This window comes from Microbacterium abyssi (genome assembly GCF_015277895.1).
Classification (GTDB): domain Bacteria; phylum Actinomycetota; class Actinomycetes; order Actinomycetales; family Microbacteriaceae; genus Microbacterium; species Microbacterium abyssi.
The window spans coordinates 1,764,019-1,782,344 of sequence record NZ_CP063815.1; the positions used below are offsets into that span (position 1 = coordinate 1,764,019).

At 68.5% G+C, this 18,326-nt stretch carries 15 protein-coding genes, 1 tRNA gene and 1 other RNA gene; 8 read left to right on the top strand and 9 right to left on the bottom strand.

What is annotated here, in order from left to right; translation table 11 throughout:
- Positions 1-44: 44 nt before the first annotated feature.
- From IM776_RS08540 to IM776_RS08550, 3 genes are read right to left on the bottom strand one after another with little or no spacing between them, the layout of a single operon-like run.
- On the bottom strand, positions 45-3,020 hold the full coding sequence (locus IM776_RS08540) for a bifunctional [glutamine synthetase] adenylyltransferase/[glutamine synthetase]-adenylyl-L-tyrosine phosphorylase (RefSeq protein ID WP_194419663.1): 2,976 nt from the start codon (positions 3,018-3,020) through the stop codon (positions 45-47).
- A 4-nt stretch (positions 3,021-3,024) separates the two neighbouring features.
- Positions 3,025-4,362 (bottom strand): glutamine synthetase family protein, encoded by a 1,338-nt coding sequence (locus IM776_RS08545; protein WP_194419664.1) that lies wholly within the window; start codon positions 4,360-4,362, stop codon positions 3,025-3,027.
- A gap of 14 nt (positions 4,363-4,376) precedes the next feature.
- A complete protein-coding gene (locus tag IM776_RS08550; protein WP_194419665.1) occupies positions 4,377-4,592 on the bottom strand; it encodes an SPOR domain-containing protein in 216 nt (71 codons plus the stop codon).
- Between the two features lie 92 nt (positions 4,593-4,684).
- Between IM776_RS08550 and ppgK the strand changes: the two genes are divergently transcribed.
- Positions 4,685-5,443 carry a polyphosphate--glucose phosphotransferase gene (ppgK, locus tag IM776_RS08555; protein ID WP_194419666.1) on the top strand — a complete coding sequence of 253 codons (759 nt, stop codon included), beginning with the start codon at positions 4,685-4,687 and terminating at the stop codon, positions 5,441-5,443.
- Between the two features lie 21 nt (positions 5,444-5,464).
- Here ppgK and rnpB read toward each other — a convergent pair.
- From rnpB to IM776_RS08575, 4 genes are all read right to left on the bottom strand, one after another.
- Positions 5,465-5,839, bottom strand: an RNA gene (rnpB, locus tag IM776_RS08560) — RNase P RNA component class A.
- 14 nt (positions 5,840-5,853) lie between these two features.
- A complete protein-coding gene (locus IM776_RS08565) occupies positions 5,854-7,548 on the bottom strand; it encodes a bifunctional 3'-5' exonuclease/DNA polymerase (RefSeq protein ID WP_228479681.1) in 1,695 nt (564 codons plus the stop codon).
- On the bottom strand, positions 7,545-8,276 hold the full coding sequence (locus IM776_RS08570) for a zinc ribbon domain-containing protein (RefSeq protein ID WP_194419667.1): 732 nt from the start codon (positions 8,274-8,276) through the stop codon (positions 7,545-7,547). The genes IM776_RS08565 and IM776_RS08570 overlap by 4 nt, the downstream gene beginning before the upstream one ends.
- On the bottom strand, positions 8,273-8,650 hold the full coding sequence (locus IM776_RS08575) for a YchJ family protein (RefSeq protein ID WP_194419668.1): 378 nt from the start codon (positions 8,648-8,650) through the stop codon (positions 8,273-8,275). Before IM776_RS08575 ends, IM776_RS08570 begins: the two co-directional genes overlap by 4 nt.
- A 52-nt stretch (positions 8,651-8,702) precedes the next feature.
- On the opposite strand from IM776_RS08575, the gene IM776_RS08580 reads away from it, so the two are divergent.
- Entirely contained in the window at positions 8,703-9,542 is an 840-nt protein-coding gene (locus IM776_RS08580) for an aldo/keto reductase (RefSeq protein ID WP_194419669.1), read from the top strand.
- A 25-nt stretch (positions 9,543-9,567) separates the two neighbouring features.
- On the opposite strand, the gene IM776_RS08585 is transcribed toward IM776_RS08580, so the two are convergent.
- A complete protein-coding gene (locus IM776_RS08585) occupies positions 9,568-10,326 on the bottom strand; it encodes an SDR family NAD(P)-dependent oxidoreductase (RefSeq protein ID WP_267237925.1) in 759 nt (252 codons plus the stop codon).
- A 110-nt stretch (positions 10,327-10,436) separates the two neighbouring features.
- Between IM776_RS08585 and IM776_RS08590 the strand changes: the two genes are divergently transcribed.
- Together IM776_RS08590 and IM776_RS08595 are read left to right on the top strand one after the other, a co-directional pair.
- The gene (locus tag IM776_RS08590) at positions 10,437-10,931 is read left to right on the top strand and encodes a MarR family winged helix-turn-helix transcriptional regulator (RefSeq protein WP_194419671.1); all 495 of its coding nucleotides are present in this window, start codon (positions 10,437-10,439) and stop codon (positions 10,929-10,931) included.
- Between the two features lie 28 nt (positions 10,932-10,959).
- Entirely contained in the window at positions 10,960-11,985 is a 1,026-nt protein-coding gene (locus IM776_RS08595) for an NADPH:quinone reductase (RefSeq protein WP_194419672.1), read from the top strand.
- Between the two features lie 91 nt (positions 11,986-12,076).
- Here IM776_RS08595 and IM776_RS08600 read toward each other — a convergent pair.
- Positions 12,077-12,149: transfer RNA gene (locus IM776_RS08600), tRNA-Val, on the bottom strand.
- A gap of 153 nt (positions 12,150-12,302) precedes the next feature.
- On the opposite strand from IM776_RS08600, the gene aceE reads away from it, so the two are divergent.
- The 4 genes from aceE (at position 12,303) to IM776_RS08620 (ending at position 18,271) form a co-directional block, all read left to right on the top strand.
- A complete protein-coding gene (gene aceE, locus IM776_RS08605; RefSeq protein WP_194419673.1) occupies positions 12,303-15,029 on the top strand; it encodes a pyruvate dehydrogenase (acetyl-transferring), homodimeric type in 2,727 nt (908 codons plus the stop codon).
- Between the two features lie 7 nt (positions 15,030-15,036).
- Entirely contained in the window at positions 15,037-16,254 is a 1,218-nt protein-coding gene (locus IM776_RS08610) for a PucR family transcriptional regulator (RefSeq protein ID WP_194419674.1), read from the top strand.
- A 92-nt stretch (positions 16,255-16,346) separates the two neighbouring features.
- Positions 16,347-17,267 carry an ACP S-malonyltransferase gene (locus IM776_RS08615; protein ID WP_194419675.1) on the top strand — a complete coding sequence of 307 codons (921 nt, stop codon included), beginning with the start codon at positions 16,347-16,349 and terminating at the stop codon, positions 17,265-17,267.
- Positions 17,264-18,271 carry a beta-ketoacyl-ACP synthase III gene (locus IM776_RS08620; RefSeq protein WP_194419676.1) on the top strand — a complete coding sequence of 336 codons (1,008 nt, stop codon included), beginning with the start codon at positions 17,264-17,266 and terminating at the stop codon, positions 18,269-18,271. The genes IM776_RS08615 and IM776_RS08620 overlap by 4 nt, the downstream gene beginning before the upstream one ends.
- Positions 18,272-18,326: the final 55 nt, after the last annotated feature.

Consider the following 18,326-nt stretch of genomic DNA (forward strand, 5'->3'; position numbering starts at 1 on the left):
TCAGCCTGAGCCAGCCCGGATCGATCCGCAACTCGCCGGGCGGCTCAGCCGTAGAACAGCTGCTCGAACACACGGCGCGCGCGCCTGGTGGCGCCGAGGTAGTCCTCTTCAACCGCGCTGGCGGAGCGCTCCGGGTACCCGAGCAGGCGCGCGATCGCGTCGAGCTCGCGGCGATCCGAGGGCAGGGCATCACTCGTCTGTCCGGTGCGCAGTGTGATCGCAGAGCGCAGCCGGCTGGCCAGCAGCCAGGCGTCCCGCAGCAGCTCGGCGTCCTCCGCGGTCACCAGGTCGGCCGCGACCGCGGCCTGCAGCGCGTCCAGGGTCGAGGTCGTGCGGAGTCCCGGAACCGCGTGGGCGTGCTGGAGCTGGATGAGCTGCACGAGCCACTCGACGTCGCTGAGGCCTCCCGGTCCGAGCTTGAGATGCCGGTGCGGATCGGCGCCACGGGGCAGGCGCTCCCCCTCCACACGAGCCTTGATCCGCTTGATCTCGCGGAGGGCGTGCTCGTCGACGTCCTCGGGATAGCGGACGCTGTCGGCCATCGTCATGAAACGCTCGACCAGCACTGGACTGCCAGCGACGCCTCGGGCGCGCAGGAGCGCCTGCGCCTCCCACGACACCGACCAACGTCGGTAGTACTCCGCGTAGGCTGCCAGAGTCCGCACCACGGGCCCATTGCGGCCCTCCGGGCGCAGGTCGGCATCCAGATCCAGTGGCACCTTGGCATCGGTGAGGTGCTCCCGCAGCCCGGCCACGATCTGAGAGGCCAGGCTCTGCGCGCGCTGGGGTTCGACATCGCCCGCGTCATAGACATAGAGGATGTCGGCATCAGAACCGAAGCCGAGCTCCGCGCCGCCGAACCGGCCCATCCCGATGACGGCGAACTCGAAGGAATCGTCCTCGGGCGGAACGACCTCGCGTCGCACGGCACGCAGCGCCGCCTGGATCGTCACATCCGTGATGGAGGTGAGCGCGGTGGCGAGCTCCTCGATCGTCACGACGTCCAGGACCCCGCCCATCGCGGTGCGCAGCAGCTCGCGTCGGCGCAGCGCACGCACGGCCTTCAATGCACTCGTCACGGACGCGTGCCGGGTCTGGATCGCCCTGGCCTCCTCGTCGAGCTTCTCCGGCCCGCGCGGCCGAAGACGGTCCGTGCTGTCCAGCCAGGCCACCGACTCTGGGATCCACTCAAGGAGCTCGCCGATGTAGCGCGACGACGACAGCAGCAGCGTGAGGCTCTCGGCGGCGCCGGACGAATCGCGCAGCATCCGCAGGAACCAGGAGGTGTCACCCAGGCGCTCGCTGATCCGGCGGAACGCGAGCAGGCCGTAGTCGGGGTCGCTGCCGTCGGCGAACCAGCGCACCATGATCGGCATGAGATGGCGCTGGATGGTGACCTTCCGGCTGATGCCGGACGTGAGAGCACCGATGTGACGGAGCGCACCGGCCGGGTCGCGGAAGCCGATCGCTGCGAGGCGGTCGCGCGCCTGCTCTGTGGAGAGCGTCCGCTCCTCCTCCGGCAGTGCCGCCACCGCGCTCAGCAGCGGGCGGTAGAACAGCCGGGTGTGGATGTCGCGGACTTCGCGCCGGACGCGCTCCCAGAGCTCCCAGATCGCCGGTCCCGTCTCGGCGAGCCCTGAGGCACGGGCGAGCACGCGCTGCTCCTCCGGCGTCCGTGGCATGAGGTGGGTGCGCGTGAGGTCTCTGAGCTGCACGCGGTGCTCCATCAGGCGCAGCGTGCGGTAATCGGCGGCGAAGATCGCGGCATCCGAACGCCCGATGTACCCGCCGGCGACCAGGGCGTCCAGGCTCTCGAGCGTGCCGCGGGTGCGGATCTCGGGATCGGTCAGTCCGTGCACGAGCTGGAGAAGCTGAACCGTGAACTCGATGTCGCGGATGCCGCCGACGCCGAGCTTCAGCTGGTACGGGGCGTCTTCGGGGTCGACGTGTTCGGTGACCCGCTCCCGCATGCGCTGCACGCTGTCCACGAAGTCCTCGCGTGCGGCGCTGGACCAGATCTTCGGCTGGACCGCTTCCAGATACGCCTGCCCGAGGACCTCGTCGCCGGCGATCGGCCGCGCCTTCAGCAGCGCCTGGAACTCCCAGCTCTGCGCCCAGCGTTCGTAGTACGCCAGGTGCGAGCCGAGCGATCGCACCAGAGCGCCCTGTTTGCCCTCAGGGCGGAGGTTGGCGTCCACATCCCAGAGCGGCGGCTCGACCTCGATTCCGCAGATGCCCTTGATGGTCTCCCTGGCCAGGCGCGTGGCGATGTCGATCGCGCGCCCCTCATCGAGCGCCTCCTCGTCGGAGGAACCACCCACGAAGATAACGTCGACGTCGCTGACGTAGTTGAGCTCCCGGGCTCCGGCCTTGCCCATGCCGATGATGGCGAGCTGCGTGCGCGCGACGTCGTCCGCCGGCACGACCGCTCCTACACGAGCGCGTGCGACGGCGAGCGAGGCCTCGAGTGCGGCCCCGGCGGCATCCGCCAGCGCGGCGGACACGGCGGCGATCCGGGATGCCGGCTCTGCCGTCATCAGGTCGATCGCGGCGATCTCGGCGAGGGCACGACGGTAGGCGATCCGCAGCGCGACCCAGACGGTGTCCTCACCCGAGGCCGCGATGCCGTTCGCAGCGTCCACCGCAGCCAGCATGCGCTCCCGGAGAGTGAGAGCGCTCGGAACGAGAGAACCGACCTCTGCCAGAACCGAGAGCTCCCGCGGATGCCGGTAGAAGAAGTCCGCCAGCCCGTTCGAGGCGCCGAAGACGCGCCACGCGATCGCGCGGGTCTCCTGGTGGCAGAGCACCTCGCGCAGGACGCTCGGGTCGCGACGGGCGATCCGCAGCATCCACTCGACCGCGGCATCCGGATCGGCCGCCGAGGCGCCGTCGAGCAATTCCGCACCGTCTATCGCGAGCAGGGCGGACAGGTCGTCGACGGCGTCGGCGGCTGCGCTCAGTCCGGTGAACCCGAGTCGGGCAAGTGCCGAGCGCGACAGCGCGGATTCTGACCGAACCATCCGATCAGAGCAGTTCGAGGTTGCTCTTCAGCTCGAACGGGGTGACCTGGCCGCGGTAGGCCTCCCACTCCTTGCGCTTGTTCAGCAGCACGTAGTTGAACACCTGCTCGCCGAGGGTCTCGGCGACCAGCTCGGACGACTCCATGTGCTCGAGCGCGTGATCGAGGCTCGCGGGCAGCGAGCTGTACCCGAGTGCACGGCGCTCGGCGTCGCTCAGCGACCAGACGTTGTTCTCGGCCTCCGGCGGGAGCTCATACTCCTCCTCGATGCCCTTCAGGCCCGCGGCGAGCAGCAGTGCGTACGCCAGATAGGGATTGGCCGCCGAATCCAGCGCACGGTACTCGACACGCGACGACTGGCTCTTGTTGGGCTTGTACATCGGCACACGCACCAGTGCAGAGCGGTTCGCGTGGCCCCAGGTCACGAAGCTCGGGGCCTCGTCGCCGCCCCACAGGCGCTTGTACGAGTTGACGAACTGGTTGGTGACTGCGGAGATCTCGCTCGCGTGGCGGAGAAGACCGGCGATGAAGTGGCGGCCGGTCTTCGACAGCTGGTACTTCGCGCCTTCTTCCCAGAATGCGTTCTGGTCGCCCTCGAACAGGGACATGTGCGTGTGCATACCGCTGCCCGGCTGGTCGCTCATCGGCTTGGGCATGAATGTCGCGTACACGCCCTGCTCGATCGCGACCTCCTTGACGACCGTGCGGAACGTCATCACGTTGTCCGCCGTCGTCAGGGCGTCCGCGTATCGCAGGTCGATCTCGTTCTGGCCGGGGCCGCCCTCGTGATGGCTGTATTCGACCGAGATACCCAGGTCCTCCAGCATCCGCACCGAACGGCGCCGGAAGTCGTGGGCCGTGCCGCCGGGGACGTTGTCGAAGTATCCGGCCGAGTCGACCGGCACAGGCCCCTCAGGACCGATGCCCGAGGACTTGAGCAGGTAGAACTCGATCTCGGGGTGCGTGTAGAACGTGAATCCGGCATCCGCCGCCTTCGCGAGCGTGCGCTTGAGGACGTGCCGCGGGTCGGCGACGGCGGGCTGGCGGTCCGGCGTAGTCAGATCGCAGAACATGCGCGCCGTCGGATCGATCTCGCCGCGCCACGGCAGGATCTGGAACGTCGTGGGGTCGGGCTGCGCGAGCAGATCGGACTCATAGGTGCGCGTGAGCCCCTCGATGGCGGAGCCGTCGAAGCCGATGCCCTCGGCGAACGCCCCCTCCACCTCGGCCGGCGCGATCGCGACGGATTTGAGGGTACCGATCACATCGGTGAACCAGAGGCGAACGAACTTGACCCCGCGCTCTTCGATCGTGCGCAGCACGAAGTCTCGCTGCTTGTCCATGCCCATAAGCGGCGTTACTTCCCGTCCAGGTCGGTGGCCTTGCGCCAGTCTTCGTCGATCGCTTCTTCGATCGCCCACGCATCCGAGCGCTCGCGCAGCGTCTGCAGCGCGTTGGCGGCCGCGTCGGCGGTGTCGAAGGGGCCGACACGATCGACGGCGGGCGACATGTAGCCGTACTCGACCGCACCGGACGTGGTGTTGTACCAGTACTTGCGCTCTCCGCTGGACATGTACGAATCTTCTCCTCGAGACATGGTCCGTCCCTTCGTAAGGCTTTGTCACGATACTAACGGCGACACCCGCTCTCGCTAGGCTATTGCGCATGGCAAAAGCGATCGGCGTCGACATCGGCGGCACAGGCATCAAGGCAGGAATCGTCAATCTCGAGAAGGGGACGCTCGAATCCGATCGCGTCCGCGTCGACACCCCGAAGGGCGCCTCTCCCGAGGACGTGCTGAAGGCTGTCCACGAGGTTCTCGACACGCTCGGCGTGCGCGACTCCGACCTTCCCCTCGGCGTGGCCTTTCCTGCGATCGTGAAGCGCGGCAGGACCCTGTCGGCGGCGAACGTCTCGAAGGAATGGCTCGGATTCGAAGCCGAGAAGTTCTTCGAGGACGGGCTCGGCCGTGACATCACCTTCGTCAACGATGCGGATGCCGCCGGCGTCGCCGAGGTGCGCCACGGCGCAGCCCGCGACGTCGAGGGCCTGACGATCATGGCGACGCTGGGCACCGGCATCGGCTCTGCGTTCCTGTACAACGACGTACTGCTGCCGAACACCGAGCTCGGTCACCTGCTCTACGACGGCACGACCGTCGAGGACGCCTCGATCGAGAAGTGGTGCGCGTACTCGGCGATGGAGCGCGAGAGCCTGTCGTGGGAGGACTGGTCGGCCCGGCTCCAGGTCTTCTTCTCGCACGTCGAGTTCCTCTTCAGCCCTGACCTGTTCGTCGTCGGCGGCGGTGTCTCGAAGCACCCGGAGAAGTTCATCCCGCTGCTCGACCTGAACACGCCGATCGTCCCGGCGATCCACCGCAACTCCTCGGGCATCATCGGCGCGGCGTCGCTCGCAGCCGATTGACGAGATCCGGCGTACGGGCTGCGAATGGGGCGGCCTGTACGCCGGGTTCTGTTCCGGGGCCTCTCTCGAGGGATCCCTTCGACGGCCATCTCTCTCGGCGACACGTTGCCGTGCCGCTCCAGCGGTCTACCCGAGGACTCGGCGAGCCGCGTCATCATCCTCTGTCTGACCTTGCTCCGGACGAGGTTTACCTGGCAGGCCATGTCACCATGACCCCCGGTGGTCTCTTACTCCACCCTTTCACCCTTACCCCGCGGCCCGTGGGCCGGAGGCGGTCTGCTCTCTGTGGCACTATCTCGCGGATTGCTCCGGGTGGGCGTTACCCACCGTCCTGCCCTGCGGAGCCCGGACGTTCCTCGGTGCGGTCTCCCGCAACGCGACCGTCCAGCCGCCCCATTCGCTCGTCCAGTCTACTTCTCGCCGGTGCGCACGATCCTGAGATCGAGCGGCACGTCGATCGGAAACGCGCCGAACAGGCGTCGAGTCGCGACGGCGGCCGCCTCGCGCACGGCGGATGCCGCGTCATCCGCCTGCTCGGCGGGGACGTGCAGGATCACCTCGTCGTGCAGGAAGAAGGCCAGATGCGCCTGGTCCGCGAAGGGCCCCGATGCCGTCGCCGGCGTCTCGGCGGCGGGAAGCTGCCGCAGCCGATGCCGGATCTCGGCCAGCCAGATCAGCGCCCATTCGGCGGCAGTCCCCTGCACGACGAAATTGCGGGTGAACCGCCCGCGCTCGCGCGCAGCGGATCGCGCCCGCCTCACCTCTGCGGGTGGGACGTCGGCGCCGCTCGCAGCGGCCTGCTGCTCCTGCCAGGCGGTGTCCGGTCGCGGCGAGGAGCGGCCGAGCCAGGTCGAGACCACACCGCCGTCCTCGCCGACGCGCGCGGCCTCGTCGACGCGGTGCATGGCGCGCGGGTACACCCTGCGCAGACGCGGCACGAGCCTGCCGCTGTCGCCCGTCGTGGCGCCGTACATCGCGCCCAGCACCGCGTACTTCGCCTCCTCACGCGTCGCCACCGCTCCGGAGGCGACCACTCCGGCGTACAGGTCCTGTCCGCGGGCGGCCTCGGCCATGGCCTTGTCGGATGCCATGGCGGCGAGCATCCGCGGTTCGAGCTGCGCGACGTCAGCGACGACGAGCATCCACCCCGGGTCGGCCCGGACGGCGGGGCGGAGGATGCGCGGCAGCTGCAGCGCTCCGCCGCCCGAGGACGCCCAGCGTCCGGTGACCACGCCGCCGGGGATGTACACGGGGCGAAAGCGTCCGTCGTGCACCCACTCGGACAGCCACGCCCACCCGTTCGCGCTCATCAGCCGGGAGAGCTTCTTGTACGCCAGCAGCGGGGGGATGACGGGGTGCGAGATCTCGCTGAGCTGCCATTGACTGGTCGACTCGACGTTGACGCCGACGCGGTGCAGGGCGCGCAGCAGCTTCACGTGACTGTCGAGGTGCAGTGTCGGGTCGCCGACGTGGAAGCGCACCGCATCGGCGTGCGTCGCCATGTGCGCCGGCATCCCACCGCCTGCCGGGCGCGCACCGAGCACCTCGGTGAGGATGCGGTCGTGCTCGGCGGCATCCCAGGGCAGGCCCGCGGCGCGCAGCTCCTGGGCGATCAGTCCGCCCGCCGATTCGGCGGCGCACAGCAGGGCGAGCCGGCCGGTGCGGTCCGCGGCGATCACGCCGAGTTGCGCGCGCAACTGGTCGAGGAGGTCGGTGACGGACTCTGATCCGCTCCGATCCCCTGGGGCGAACAGCGCGGGTTCGGCAATCTCGGGCTCACGGGGCAGCCAGTCGGGCGAGGGCGCGAGCGGACGCGCAACCACATCAGTGTCGCGGAGGATCGCGTGGCACAGCAGCAGGTCATGCGTGCGCGTCAGCTGTACGCCCTCGGAGAGGAGGTCAGGGTAGAACTCACGTGCGCTGCGGATCACCCAGCGGGGTCGCTCGTCGGCTTCGACGCGTCGGACCCAGTCGGCGAGCTCTGTCGCGGCGATGTCCGTGCGGTCGAGCTCTCCGCCCTCGGCATCCAGCCGGACGGCGACGGCGTCGCCGGTGCCCGTGACGGCCAGCAGGATCCGGGAATCGGCTGCCGGCCTGGCGCTCACAGCCCCGATTCGTCGGTGCGCACGAGGATCGCGCCGCACTCGGGGCACGAGACGACGGCATCGGGCGCAGCCTGACGAATCTCATTGAGATTGGTGCCGGGGAGCATCATGCGGCAGCCCTCGCAGGTTCCCCGGCGCAGCAGGCCGACTCCGATGCCGCGGGAGGCGCGGCGCGTGTACTCGGCGAGCAGGTCGGCGGGGATCTCGGCGGTCACGGCATCGCGGTCGCGGGTGAGCTGTGCGATCTCGGTGGTGGCCGCGGCGATCGATGCCTTGGCCTGCGCGGTGAGGTCGGTGCCCTCTGCGGTGGTGGTGTCGATCAGCGCCTGCTGCGTGGCGACCGCGGCCTCGGCTTCTTCGAGCCGGCCCATGACGTCGAGCTCGACGTCCTCGAGGGCGCTGATGCGCTTGGCGAGGCTCGCGAGTTCGTGCTCGAGCGCCTGCGCGTCCTTCGGGTTGGTCGCGGTCGCGAGCCGGTCGGCGTCGCGCGTACGGCGCTGCTCGGTGACCTTCACATCGGACTCGAGCCGGGTCAGCTCGGTGCGGATGTCGTCGCGGGCGCCGCTGAGCACGGTCAGCTCACGGAGCTGCTCCTGACGCTCTTTGGCCAGCTCGTTGATGCGGGCCCCCTGCGCGGGCGTCGCCCGCTGCCGCTCGGCTTGCTGCAGGCGTCGATCGAGCTCGGCGACGTCGAGAAGGATGCGCTGTTGTTCGGGGGTGGCGTTCACACGTCCAACTTACCGTCCAGGTACGTCCACATCCGGTTCTCGCGGAGGAATCTGCTCCGCTCCCGCATGGATCCCGGCGCGCCGCGCTCCCGGAAGAAGGCTTCGAACGCCACGACGCCGGCTGCGTCGAACGGTCCTCCTGCCGCGGTGTCGAGAATGTCCAGCCGGGTCCATCGGATGTCGGGATCGAGTTCCAGCTCGGCGGGTCTGGTGGTCGGATGCCAGGACCGCAGCAAGTACGCGGCATCCCCCGTCGCGAACGCCGTGAACCGGGAGCGCATGAGACGGACCGCGGTCGGTGCGGCGATGGTGCCCGAGAGCACGGGACCGCAGCACGAGTCGTAGGTGTCTCCGGATGTGCAGGGGCAGCGCATGCGTCAATCATGCCGCGTACGCTGAGAGCAGACCTGTGAAGGAGACTCCCCCATGCCCGCTCTTCCCGTGCGCACCGCCCACAACGGATTCACTCTTCCCGCGATCGGCCTCGGCACCTATCGCCTGAACGGCGAGGCGGGTGCCGCCGCGATCGCCGCGGGGATCGACGCCGGCTACCGGCTGGTCGACTCCGCATTCAACTACGAGAACGAGGGCACGGTCGGGCGTGGTGTGGCGGATGCCGCCACGGACCGTGCGGAGATCGTCGTGACGACGAAGCTCCCCGGACGCCACCACCCGTCGGACAAGGCGCGCACGAGCATCGAGGAGAGCCGGTTCCGCCTCGGACTGGATGCCACCGACCTGCACCTCATCCACTGGCCGAACCCGATCCAGGACGAGTACGTCCAGGCATGGGCCGCGCTCGTCGAGGCGCAGCAGCGCGGGACGGTGCGTCAGATCGGCGTCTCGAACTTCCTGCCCGAGCACCTGGAGCGCCTGGAGCGCGAGACCGGGGTGCGTCCTGTGGTCAACCAGATCGAGCTGCACCCGTACTTCCCGCAGACCGAACAGCTCGCGTACCACCGCGAACACGGCATCATCACCGAGGCGTGGAGCCCGATCGGTCGCGCGAGAGCGCTGCTCGAGGAGACGGTGATCGCCGAGGTCGCGGCCGCGCACGACATCTCGCCGGCGCAGGCCGTGCTCGCCTGGCACGTGGCTCGCGAGAGCGTCGCGATCCCGAAGGCGTCGTCGCTGGAGCATCAGAAGGCCAACCTCGCGGCGGCATCCGTCGTGCTCGACGACGCCGAGGTCGAGGCCATCACCGCGCTCGGCCGTGCCGACGGCCGGCTCTTCGACGCCGATCCCCGTTCGCACGAGGAGTCCTGAGCCGCGCGCTCTCGCCGCGGTGCGGTCAGATCATCGCTGTGAGAACGCCGCCGTCGGCACGCAGAGCGGCGCCGTTCGTGGCCGATGAGAGGGGACTCGCCAGGTAGAGCGCGAGGCTGGCGATCTCCTCCGGCTCGATGAATCTCTGCAGCAGAGACGTCGTGTTCTGCGCGATGATGGCGGCCTTCATCGCGTCCTCAGGAACATCCTGCGCCGCTGAGAGTGCAGCCACCGTGTGGGCGACGCCATCGGAATAGGTCGGACCGCCGAGGATCGTGTTCACTGTGACGCCTGTGCCGCGGGTGAGCTTGGCGAGGCCGTTGCTCAGCGCCAGTGTCGCGGCCTTCGTCACTCCGTAGTGCACCATGTCTGCCGGGATGTTCACACCGGACTCGGTGCCGATGAAGATGACGCGCCCCCACCCGTTCTCGAGCATGCGCGGCAGCAGATGGCGAGACAGCCGCACGCCGCTCATGACGTTGACATCGAAGTAGCGCTGCCAGTCCTCGTCGCCGATATCGCCGAACGCCGCGAGTTCGAAGAGTCCGACGTTGTTGACCAGGATGTCGACCTCGCCGAGCTCCCCGACCAGTTGCACCATCTGTCGTGGATCTGCGACATCGGCGACGATGCCCGAGACGGGAGCCTCAGGGTCCCCCGCTTTCAGATCACGGACCGCGCGGTCCACCCTGTCCTGGTCTCGCCCGTTGATGACGACGGACGCTCCTTCAGCCAGGAGTCCCCTCGCGATCGCGAATCCGATTCCCTGCGTAGCCCCGCTCACGAACGCTCGCCTGCCATCCAACTGAAGTTCCATGATTCTCCATTCACTTTCTCAATCAAGTCAAACCCTACCAATATCACTTGACTGAGAAAGTGCCGTAATCTGCAGACATGACGGATCACACTTCTCGCGCGATGCTCACGGGCGATGACCTGGAGACGTGGTCTTCGCTGGCGACGGTCCTGGAATGGCTGCCGGCCGCACTCGATACGCAGTTGCAGGCCGACTCGGAGATGACGCATTTCGAGTACGGGATCCTGTACGCCTTGGCCGATGCTCCGGAACAGACGCTCCGGATGAGCGTGCTCGCCGGCTACGCGAACAGCTCACTGTCGCGTCTATCGCGCGCGGCGGCGCGCCTGGAGAAGCGCGGATGGATGCGCCGGATGCCGGATCCGACCGACGGCAGGTACACGCTCGCGATTCTCACCCAGCCGGGCACGGCGAAGGTCGAGCAGGCCACGCCGGGTCACGTGCGCACGGTGCATCGGCTCGTCCTCGACCCGCTGACAGCGGCGCAGAAGAAGCAGCTTCGAGAGATCAGCAGGCGAATCCAGCGCTCGATCCGCGATGAGTCCGGGTGGAGTCCGACAGCGACGGAATAGTCCCGCACGGGCTCGACTTGGATCTGACATGAAAGCAATCGTCTACACGGGCAAGGGCGACTCCGCGACACTCGCGCTGACCGAGCGCGAAGCGGCGCTTCCCGGCCCCGGTGAGGTGCGGGTCCGCATCCACGTGTCCGGAGTCAATCCCACCGATTGGAAGGCGCGCGCATCCTCGGAAGCGCCGATGCCGTTCGAGGAGATCGTGCCGAATCAGGACGGTGCCGGTGTCGTGGATGCTGTCGGCGATGGTGTCGAGGGCCTGCAGGTCGGCGATCGCGTGTGGGTGCATCTCGCCGCCCACCAGCGGCCGACCGGCACGGCCCAGGAGTTCACGGTGGTGCCGCAGTCGCGCGCGGTTCGACTCCCGGACGGTGTCGGCTTCGATATCGCCGCGAGCCTCGGTGTTCCGGCGATGACGGCGCACCGCGCGCTGACCGTGCACGAGCACGGCCCGTCTAGGCTCTCCCCCGGCGCGCTCGCCGGTCGGACTGTCCTGGTGCAGGGCGGTGCGGGCGCGGTGGGTCATGCGGCGATCCAGCTGGCCGTGTGGGCGGGCGCGACGGTCATCACGACCGTGAGCACGGATGCGAAGGAACGGCTCGCCCGCGCGGCCGGCGCTCACCATGTCTTCCAATACCCCGATGATCGACTGGCCGAGCGCATCCTTGAAGTCGCTCCGTCAGGCGTCGATCAGGTCGTGGAGGTCTCGCCGGCGAGCAACGCCGCGCTCGATGTCGAAGTGCTCGCCAATCACGGATCGATCGCGTACTACGCGAACGACAAGGGCGATGCGTTCACGATCCCGATCATGCCGAGTTTCGCGAAGAACGCGCGCTGGCAGGGGCTGCTCCTGTACACGGTCGGCGAGGATGCGCTGACAGCCGCTGCCGAGGACGTCACCGCGGCGTTGGAAAACGACGCTCTTCCCGTCGGGGAGAACGCCGGGCTGCCGCTCACCTGGTTCCCGCTCGAGGAGACGGCCGCCGCACACGATGCAGTTGAGCACGGCACGATCGGGAAGGTCCTCATCCGGGTCTCGTCCGACGACTGAGCAGACGCCGGTGAGCGCTTCGTCACGGTGATGGCGGCCCGATACGGGATGCGCGCGCTGATCCGGCGAGGTGCGGGTTCCGCTGTAGAGGTGGGCCCTGCCGGGATCGAACCGACGACATCCACGGTGTAAACGTGGCGCTCTACCAGCTGAGCTAAAGGCCCTGGTGAGTCCAGTCTAGCGAGCGACCCGATGCGCGACGTAACCGCGGAACGGGACTAGGCTGAGAACAGCGCGCGTTGTGCCGAGACGACAAGACTCCCCGCGTCGCTTCCCGTTTCCTTGGCAAGACCTGCCAGCTTGACGAAAGGCTCCACGTGACCGTCCACGACCAGGATCCGTACTCCCAGGGCCCCCTCGACAGCGATCCGGACGAGACCGGCGAATGGCAGCAGTCGCTTGACGAGCTCGTCGACGCCAAGGGCCACGGACGCGGCCGCGAGATCATGCTCAGCATGCTCAAGCGCTCCAAGGAGCTGCACCTGAACGTGCCTATGGTCCCGACCACCGACTACATCAACACCATCGCCTCGGAGAACGAGCCGGAGTTCCCCGGCGACGAGGAGCTCGAGCGCCGCTACCGCCACTGGATCCGGTGGAACGCCGCGATCACGGTGCACCGCGCTCAGCGCCCCGGCATCGGCGTCGGCGGGCACATCTCGACCTACGCGTCCGCGGCGTCGCTGTACGAGGTCGGCCACAACCACTTCTTCCGAGGCCAGGATCACCCCTCCGGCGGCGACCAGATCTTCTACCAGGGCCACGCCTCCCCCGGCATGTACGCTCGTGCGTTCCTCGAAGGACGCCTGACCGAGGCGCAGCTCGACGCGTTCCGCCAGGAGAAGTCCGGCGCCCCGAACGGCATCCCGTCGTACCCGCACCCGCGCATGATGCGCGAGTTCTGGCAGTTCCCGACCGTGTCGATGGGCCTGGGCCCGATCAACGCCATCTACCAGGCGATGACGAACAAGTACCTTGCCAACCGCGGCATCAAGGACGTCGCCGACTCGCACGTCTGGGCGTTCCTCGGCGATGGTGAGATGGACGAGGTCGAATCGCGCGGCCAGCTGCAGGTCGCAGCCAACGAGGGCCTGGACAACCTCACCTTCGTGATCAACGCCAACCTGCAGCGCCTCGACGGCCCTGTGCGCGGCAACGGCAAGATCATCCAGGAGCTCGAGTCGTACTTCCGCGGTGCCGGCTGGAACGTGATCAAGGTCGTCTGGGGCCGTGAGTGGGACGACCTGCTCGCCCGCGACACCGACGGCGCACTGCTCAACCTCATGAACGTCACCCCCGACGGCGACTACCAGACCTACAAGGCTGAGAACGGCGCCTTCGTCCGCGAGAACTTCTTCGGTCGCGACGAGCGCACCGCTGCCCTGGTCAAGGACTACACCGACGACCAGATCTGGAAGCTCCGCCGCGGCGGTCACGACTACCGCAAGGTGTACGCGGCCTACAAGGCGGCCATGGAGCACAAGGGCCAGCCGACCGTCATCCTCGCCAAGACCGTCAAGGGCTACGGCCTCGGTCCGCACTTCGAGGGTCGCAACGCCACGCACCAGATGAAGAAGATGACTCTGGACGACCTGAAGCTCTTCCGCGACACCATGCAGATCCCGATCACGGACGCGCAGCTCGAGGAGAACCCGTACCAGCCGCCGTACTTCCACCCCGGAGCACAGGACGAGACCATCCAGTACATGCTGGAGCGCCGTCGCGACCTCGGCGGCTTCCTGCCCGAGCGCCGCACCAAGCACGTCGACCTCGCCCTCCCCGAGGAGAAGGACTACGCGTTCCCGAAGAAGGGCTCCGGCAACCAGGAGGTCGCCACCACGATGGCGTTCGTCCGCATGCTCAAGGACCTGCTGCGGGTGAAGGGCTTCGGCGAGCGGATCGTCCCGATCATCCCGGACGAGGCCCGCACCTTCGGCATGGACTCGTACTTCCCCTCGGCGAAGATCTACAACCCCAACGGCCAGAACTATACTGCCGTCGACCGCGAGCTGCTCCTGGCGTACAAGGAGAGCCCGCAGGGTCAGATCATGCACGTCGGTATCAACGAGGCCGGGGCGACCGCCGCCTTCACCGCCACGGCGACGTCCTACTCGACGCACGGTGAGCCGCTGATCCCGATCTACATCTTCTACTCGATGTTCGGCTACCAGCGCACCGGCGACGCCTTCTGGGCCGCCGCCGACCAGATGGCGCGTGGTTTCGTGATCGGCGCCACCGCCGGACGCACCACTCTGACAGGTGAGGGCACGCAGCACGCCGACGGCCACTCGCCGCTGCTCGCGTCGACCAACCCGGCGACCGTCAGCTACGACCCGGCATACGGCTACGAGGTCGCGCACATCGTGCAGGCCGGCATCGAGCGCATGTACGGCGGATCGCACCCCGATCCCGATGTCATGTACTACCTGACCGTCTACAACGAGCCGCTCAAGCAGCCCGCCGAGCCCGAGGACGTCGATGTCGAAGGCATCCTCAAGGGTGTGCACCGGGTCTCCGAGGGCACCGGTGACGGACCCCGCGTGCAGCTGCTCGCCTCCGGCGTCGGCGTGCCGTGGGCGATCGAGGCGCAGGAGCTGCTGGCGAAGGACTGGGGCGTCGTCGCCGACGTGTGGTCGGTGACGAGCTGGAACGAGCTGCGCCGCGACGGCCTCGCGGCCGACGAGCACAACTTCCTGCACCCCGAGGAGGAGCCGCGGCTCGCCTACCTCACGCAGAAGCTGCAGTCCGCCGAAGGCCCGTTCATCGCGACCAGCGACTACATGCACGCGGTGCAGGATCAGATCCGCCAGTGGGTTCCCGGCGACTTCTACACGCTCGGCGCCGACGGATTCGGCTTCGCCGACACCCGCGCAGCGGCACGCCGGTTCTTCAAGATCGACGGACCGTCCATGGTCGTCCGCGCCCTCCAGGGCCTGGCAGACCAGGGCAAGCTCGACCGCTCGGTGATCGCCCAGGCGATCTCGAAGTACGACCTGCACAACGTGAACGCGGGTACGAGCGGGAACGCCGGCGGCGAGAGCTGAGCCACGTGTGACCGCATCGTCTCCTGCGTCGACCGACAAGACCGCGACGCTCGCCTGGCTGCGTCGCATCTCGGGTGATCTCGCGACCGCGACGATCCAGCGACTCGAGGAGACACTGCCCTGGTACGCCGACATGCCACCGGCCCGCCGCTCTGCGGTCGGGCTGGTGGCCCAGGCCGGCATCACGTCGTTCATCCAGTGGTTCGACGATCCGACGTCCACGCCGTGGATCGCCGCGGACATCTTCGCGGCAGCCCCGCGTGAGCTGCTGCGCAGCGTCAGCCTGACCCAGACGCTGCAGCTGATTCGCGTGACCGTCGAGATCACCGAGGAGCGCATCGCCGGCAAGGGCGAGATGCTCCGCGAGGCGATCCTGCTCTACTCCCGCGACGTCGCCTTCGCCGCCGCGGACGTGTATGCGCGCGCCGCCGAGGCGCGCGGACTCTGGGATGCCCGGCTCGAGGCGCTGGTCGTGGATTCGATCCTTACCGGCGAGGCCGATGAAGAGCTGCCCAGCCGCATCGCAGCCCTCGGCTGGCACGGACACGGCGAGGTGTGCGTGCTGGTCGGCACGACTCCCCCGCAGTTCGACGTCGATCACGTCCGACGGACCGCACGGAAACTGTCCGTCGACGTGCTGATCGGCGTGCAGGGATCCCGGCTCGTGCTCGTCCTCGGCCGTGCGCGCGTACCCGGTCGCGAAGAGGAGCAGGACGACCTGGCCTTCGAGGAGATCGCTTCCCGTCTCGAGCCCTCGTTCGGCCCCGGCTACGTGGTGCTCGGACCGCCGGTGGCGGCCCTGGTGGATGCCGGGCAGAGCGCCCGCGCCGCACTCGCGGGGTTCGCGGTCGCACGCGCCTGGCGGACGGCGCCGCGCCCCGTCGAAGCCGATGACCTCCTCCCCGAGCGCGCCCTCGCCGGCGACCCCCTCGCGAAGCAGACGCTGATCGACCGGATCTATCGGCCGCTGCAGGCGCACTCGACGGACCTCGTCACGACGCTGTGGAGCTATCTCGACAACGGTCGCTCGCTGGAGGCCACCGCGCGCGAGCTGTTCGTTCACCCGAACACGGTGCGCTACCGCCTCAAGCGCGTCAGCGAGGTGATCGGCTGGGATGCCACTGGGCCCCGCGAGGCGCTGATCCTTCAGACCGCGTTGATCCTCGGGTCCATCGGGACAGCCGAGACCGTGCGTCGTCGGCCCTCCGCGCGTCGCGGTCGTTGACCCCCATCTGCTGTACGCCACACACAAGCGAATCGCGCAATCTTGTGAGGGTTCATCCACCGTCGTGGACTGATTCTTGGCAGACTGGGTAGGTGATTGTCGTCGCCTGCCCCGGACAGGGCTCACAGACCCCCGGCTTCCTCGCCCCCTGGCTCGAGCTCGACGGCGTGGCCGACAGCCTCGCCGCGTACTCCGAGGCCGCCGAGGTCGACCTCGTCCTGCACGGCACGGAATCGGATGCCGACACCATTCGCGACACGCGCATCGCCCAGCCGCTCATCGTGGCCGCATCCCTGATCGCCGCGAAGGCGCTCGTGCAGCGTGCCGGTCGCGTGCCTGATGGCGTCGCAGGTCACTCCGTCGGCGAGCTCGCCGCGATCGTCGGCTCCGGGGTCATCTCGGCCGACGAGACGATGCGCCTGGTCGGCATCCGCGGGCGCGCGATGGCGGATGCCGCAGCGCAGACTCCGACCGGCATGAGCGCCGTGATCGGCGGTGACGAGCAGGCCGTGCTCGAGCGTCTGGCCGAGCTCGAGCTGACGCCCGCGAACTACAACGGCGGAGGCCAGATCGTCACCGCCGGCGCCCTGCCGGCGCTCGCGGCGCTCGCTGAGCAGCCGGTGAAGGGCACGCGCGTCATCCCGCTGCAGGTGGCCGGCGCCTTCCACACGTCGTACATGGTCTCCGCCGTCGACGCCCTGCGCGCCGCCGTCGCCGACGTGACGCCGAGTGACCCGAACGTCACCCTCTGGACCAACCGCGACGGCTCCGTCGTGTCGTCCGGCGCTCAGGCTCTCGAGCTCATCGTCGACCAGGTGTCCTCGCCGGTGCGCTGGGACCTTTGCATGATGGCCTTCGCCGACGCCGGGATCACCGGCATGATCGAGCTCGCGCCCGCAGGCGCACTGGCAGGCCTCGCCAAGCGCGGCCTGCGCGGTACGCCCGTCGTCGCCGTCAAGACCCCCGATGACCTCGATGCAGCGGCCGAGCTGCTGAACGGAGCCGCAGCATGACCGCCACTCTCAAGCAGGCGACCGGCCCGCAGTTCACCCGCATCCTCGCGTACGGCGCCGCTCGCGGTGAGATCGCCGTTCCCAACGAGGACCTCATCGGTCCGATCGACTCGAGCGACGAATGGATCCGGCAGCGCACCGGCATCATCACCCGCACCCGCGCGGTCGAGGAGACCGATGCGATCGATCTCGCTGCGGACGCCGCCGCGGAGGCCATAGAGAAGTCCGGTGTCGCGGCATCCGACGTCGATCTCGTGATCGTCGCCACCATCAGCAATCCGAAGCAGACGCCGTCGGTCTCGGCGATCGTCGCCGACCGCGTCGGCGCGAACCCGGCCGCGGCGTACGACGTCAACGCGGCCTGCGCGGGATACGCCTACGCGATCGCGCAGGCCGACGCCCTGATCCGCGCCGGCGCCGCGCACTACGCTCTCGTCATCGGCACCGAGAAGCTCTCCGACGTCGTCGATCCGGCCGACCGCAGCATCTCCTTCCTGCTCGGCGACGGTGCCGGTGCCGCGCTCATCGGACCGAGCGAGACTCCCGGAATCGCGCCGGCCGTGTGGGGTTCGGACGGCTCGAAGGCGGATGCCGTCGGCATGAACCACACGCTCACGGAGTACCGCGATGGTGGCGGAGACATCCCGTGGCCGACGCTCCGGCAAGAGGGTCCGACCGTGTTCCGCTGGGCCGTCTGGGAGATGGCCAAGGTTGCACGGGAGGCCCTTGAGGTCGCCGGCATCGAAGCATCCGATCTCGCAGCCTTCATCCCCCACCAGGCGAACATGCGTATCATCGACGAGTTCGCCAAGCAGCTCAAGCTGCCGGAGACCACGGTGATCGCCCGCGACATCGAGACCACAGGCAACACGTCGGCGGCATCCATCCCGCTCGCGAGCCACCGGCTCATGTCCGAGCACCCCGAGCTCTCGGGCGGTCTCGCCCTGCAGATCGGCTTCGGTGCCGGACTCGTATTCGCCGCACAGGTCGTCGTCCTCCCCTGAACCACGTATGCCGTTCCCTAGACTGGGCAACGGTTCCGAACACAACCCGCAAGAA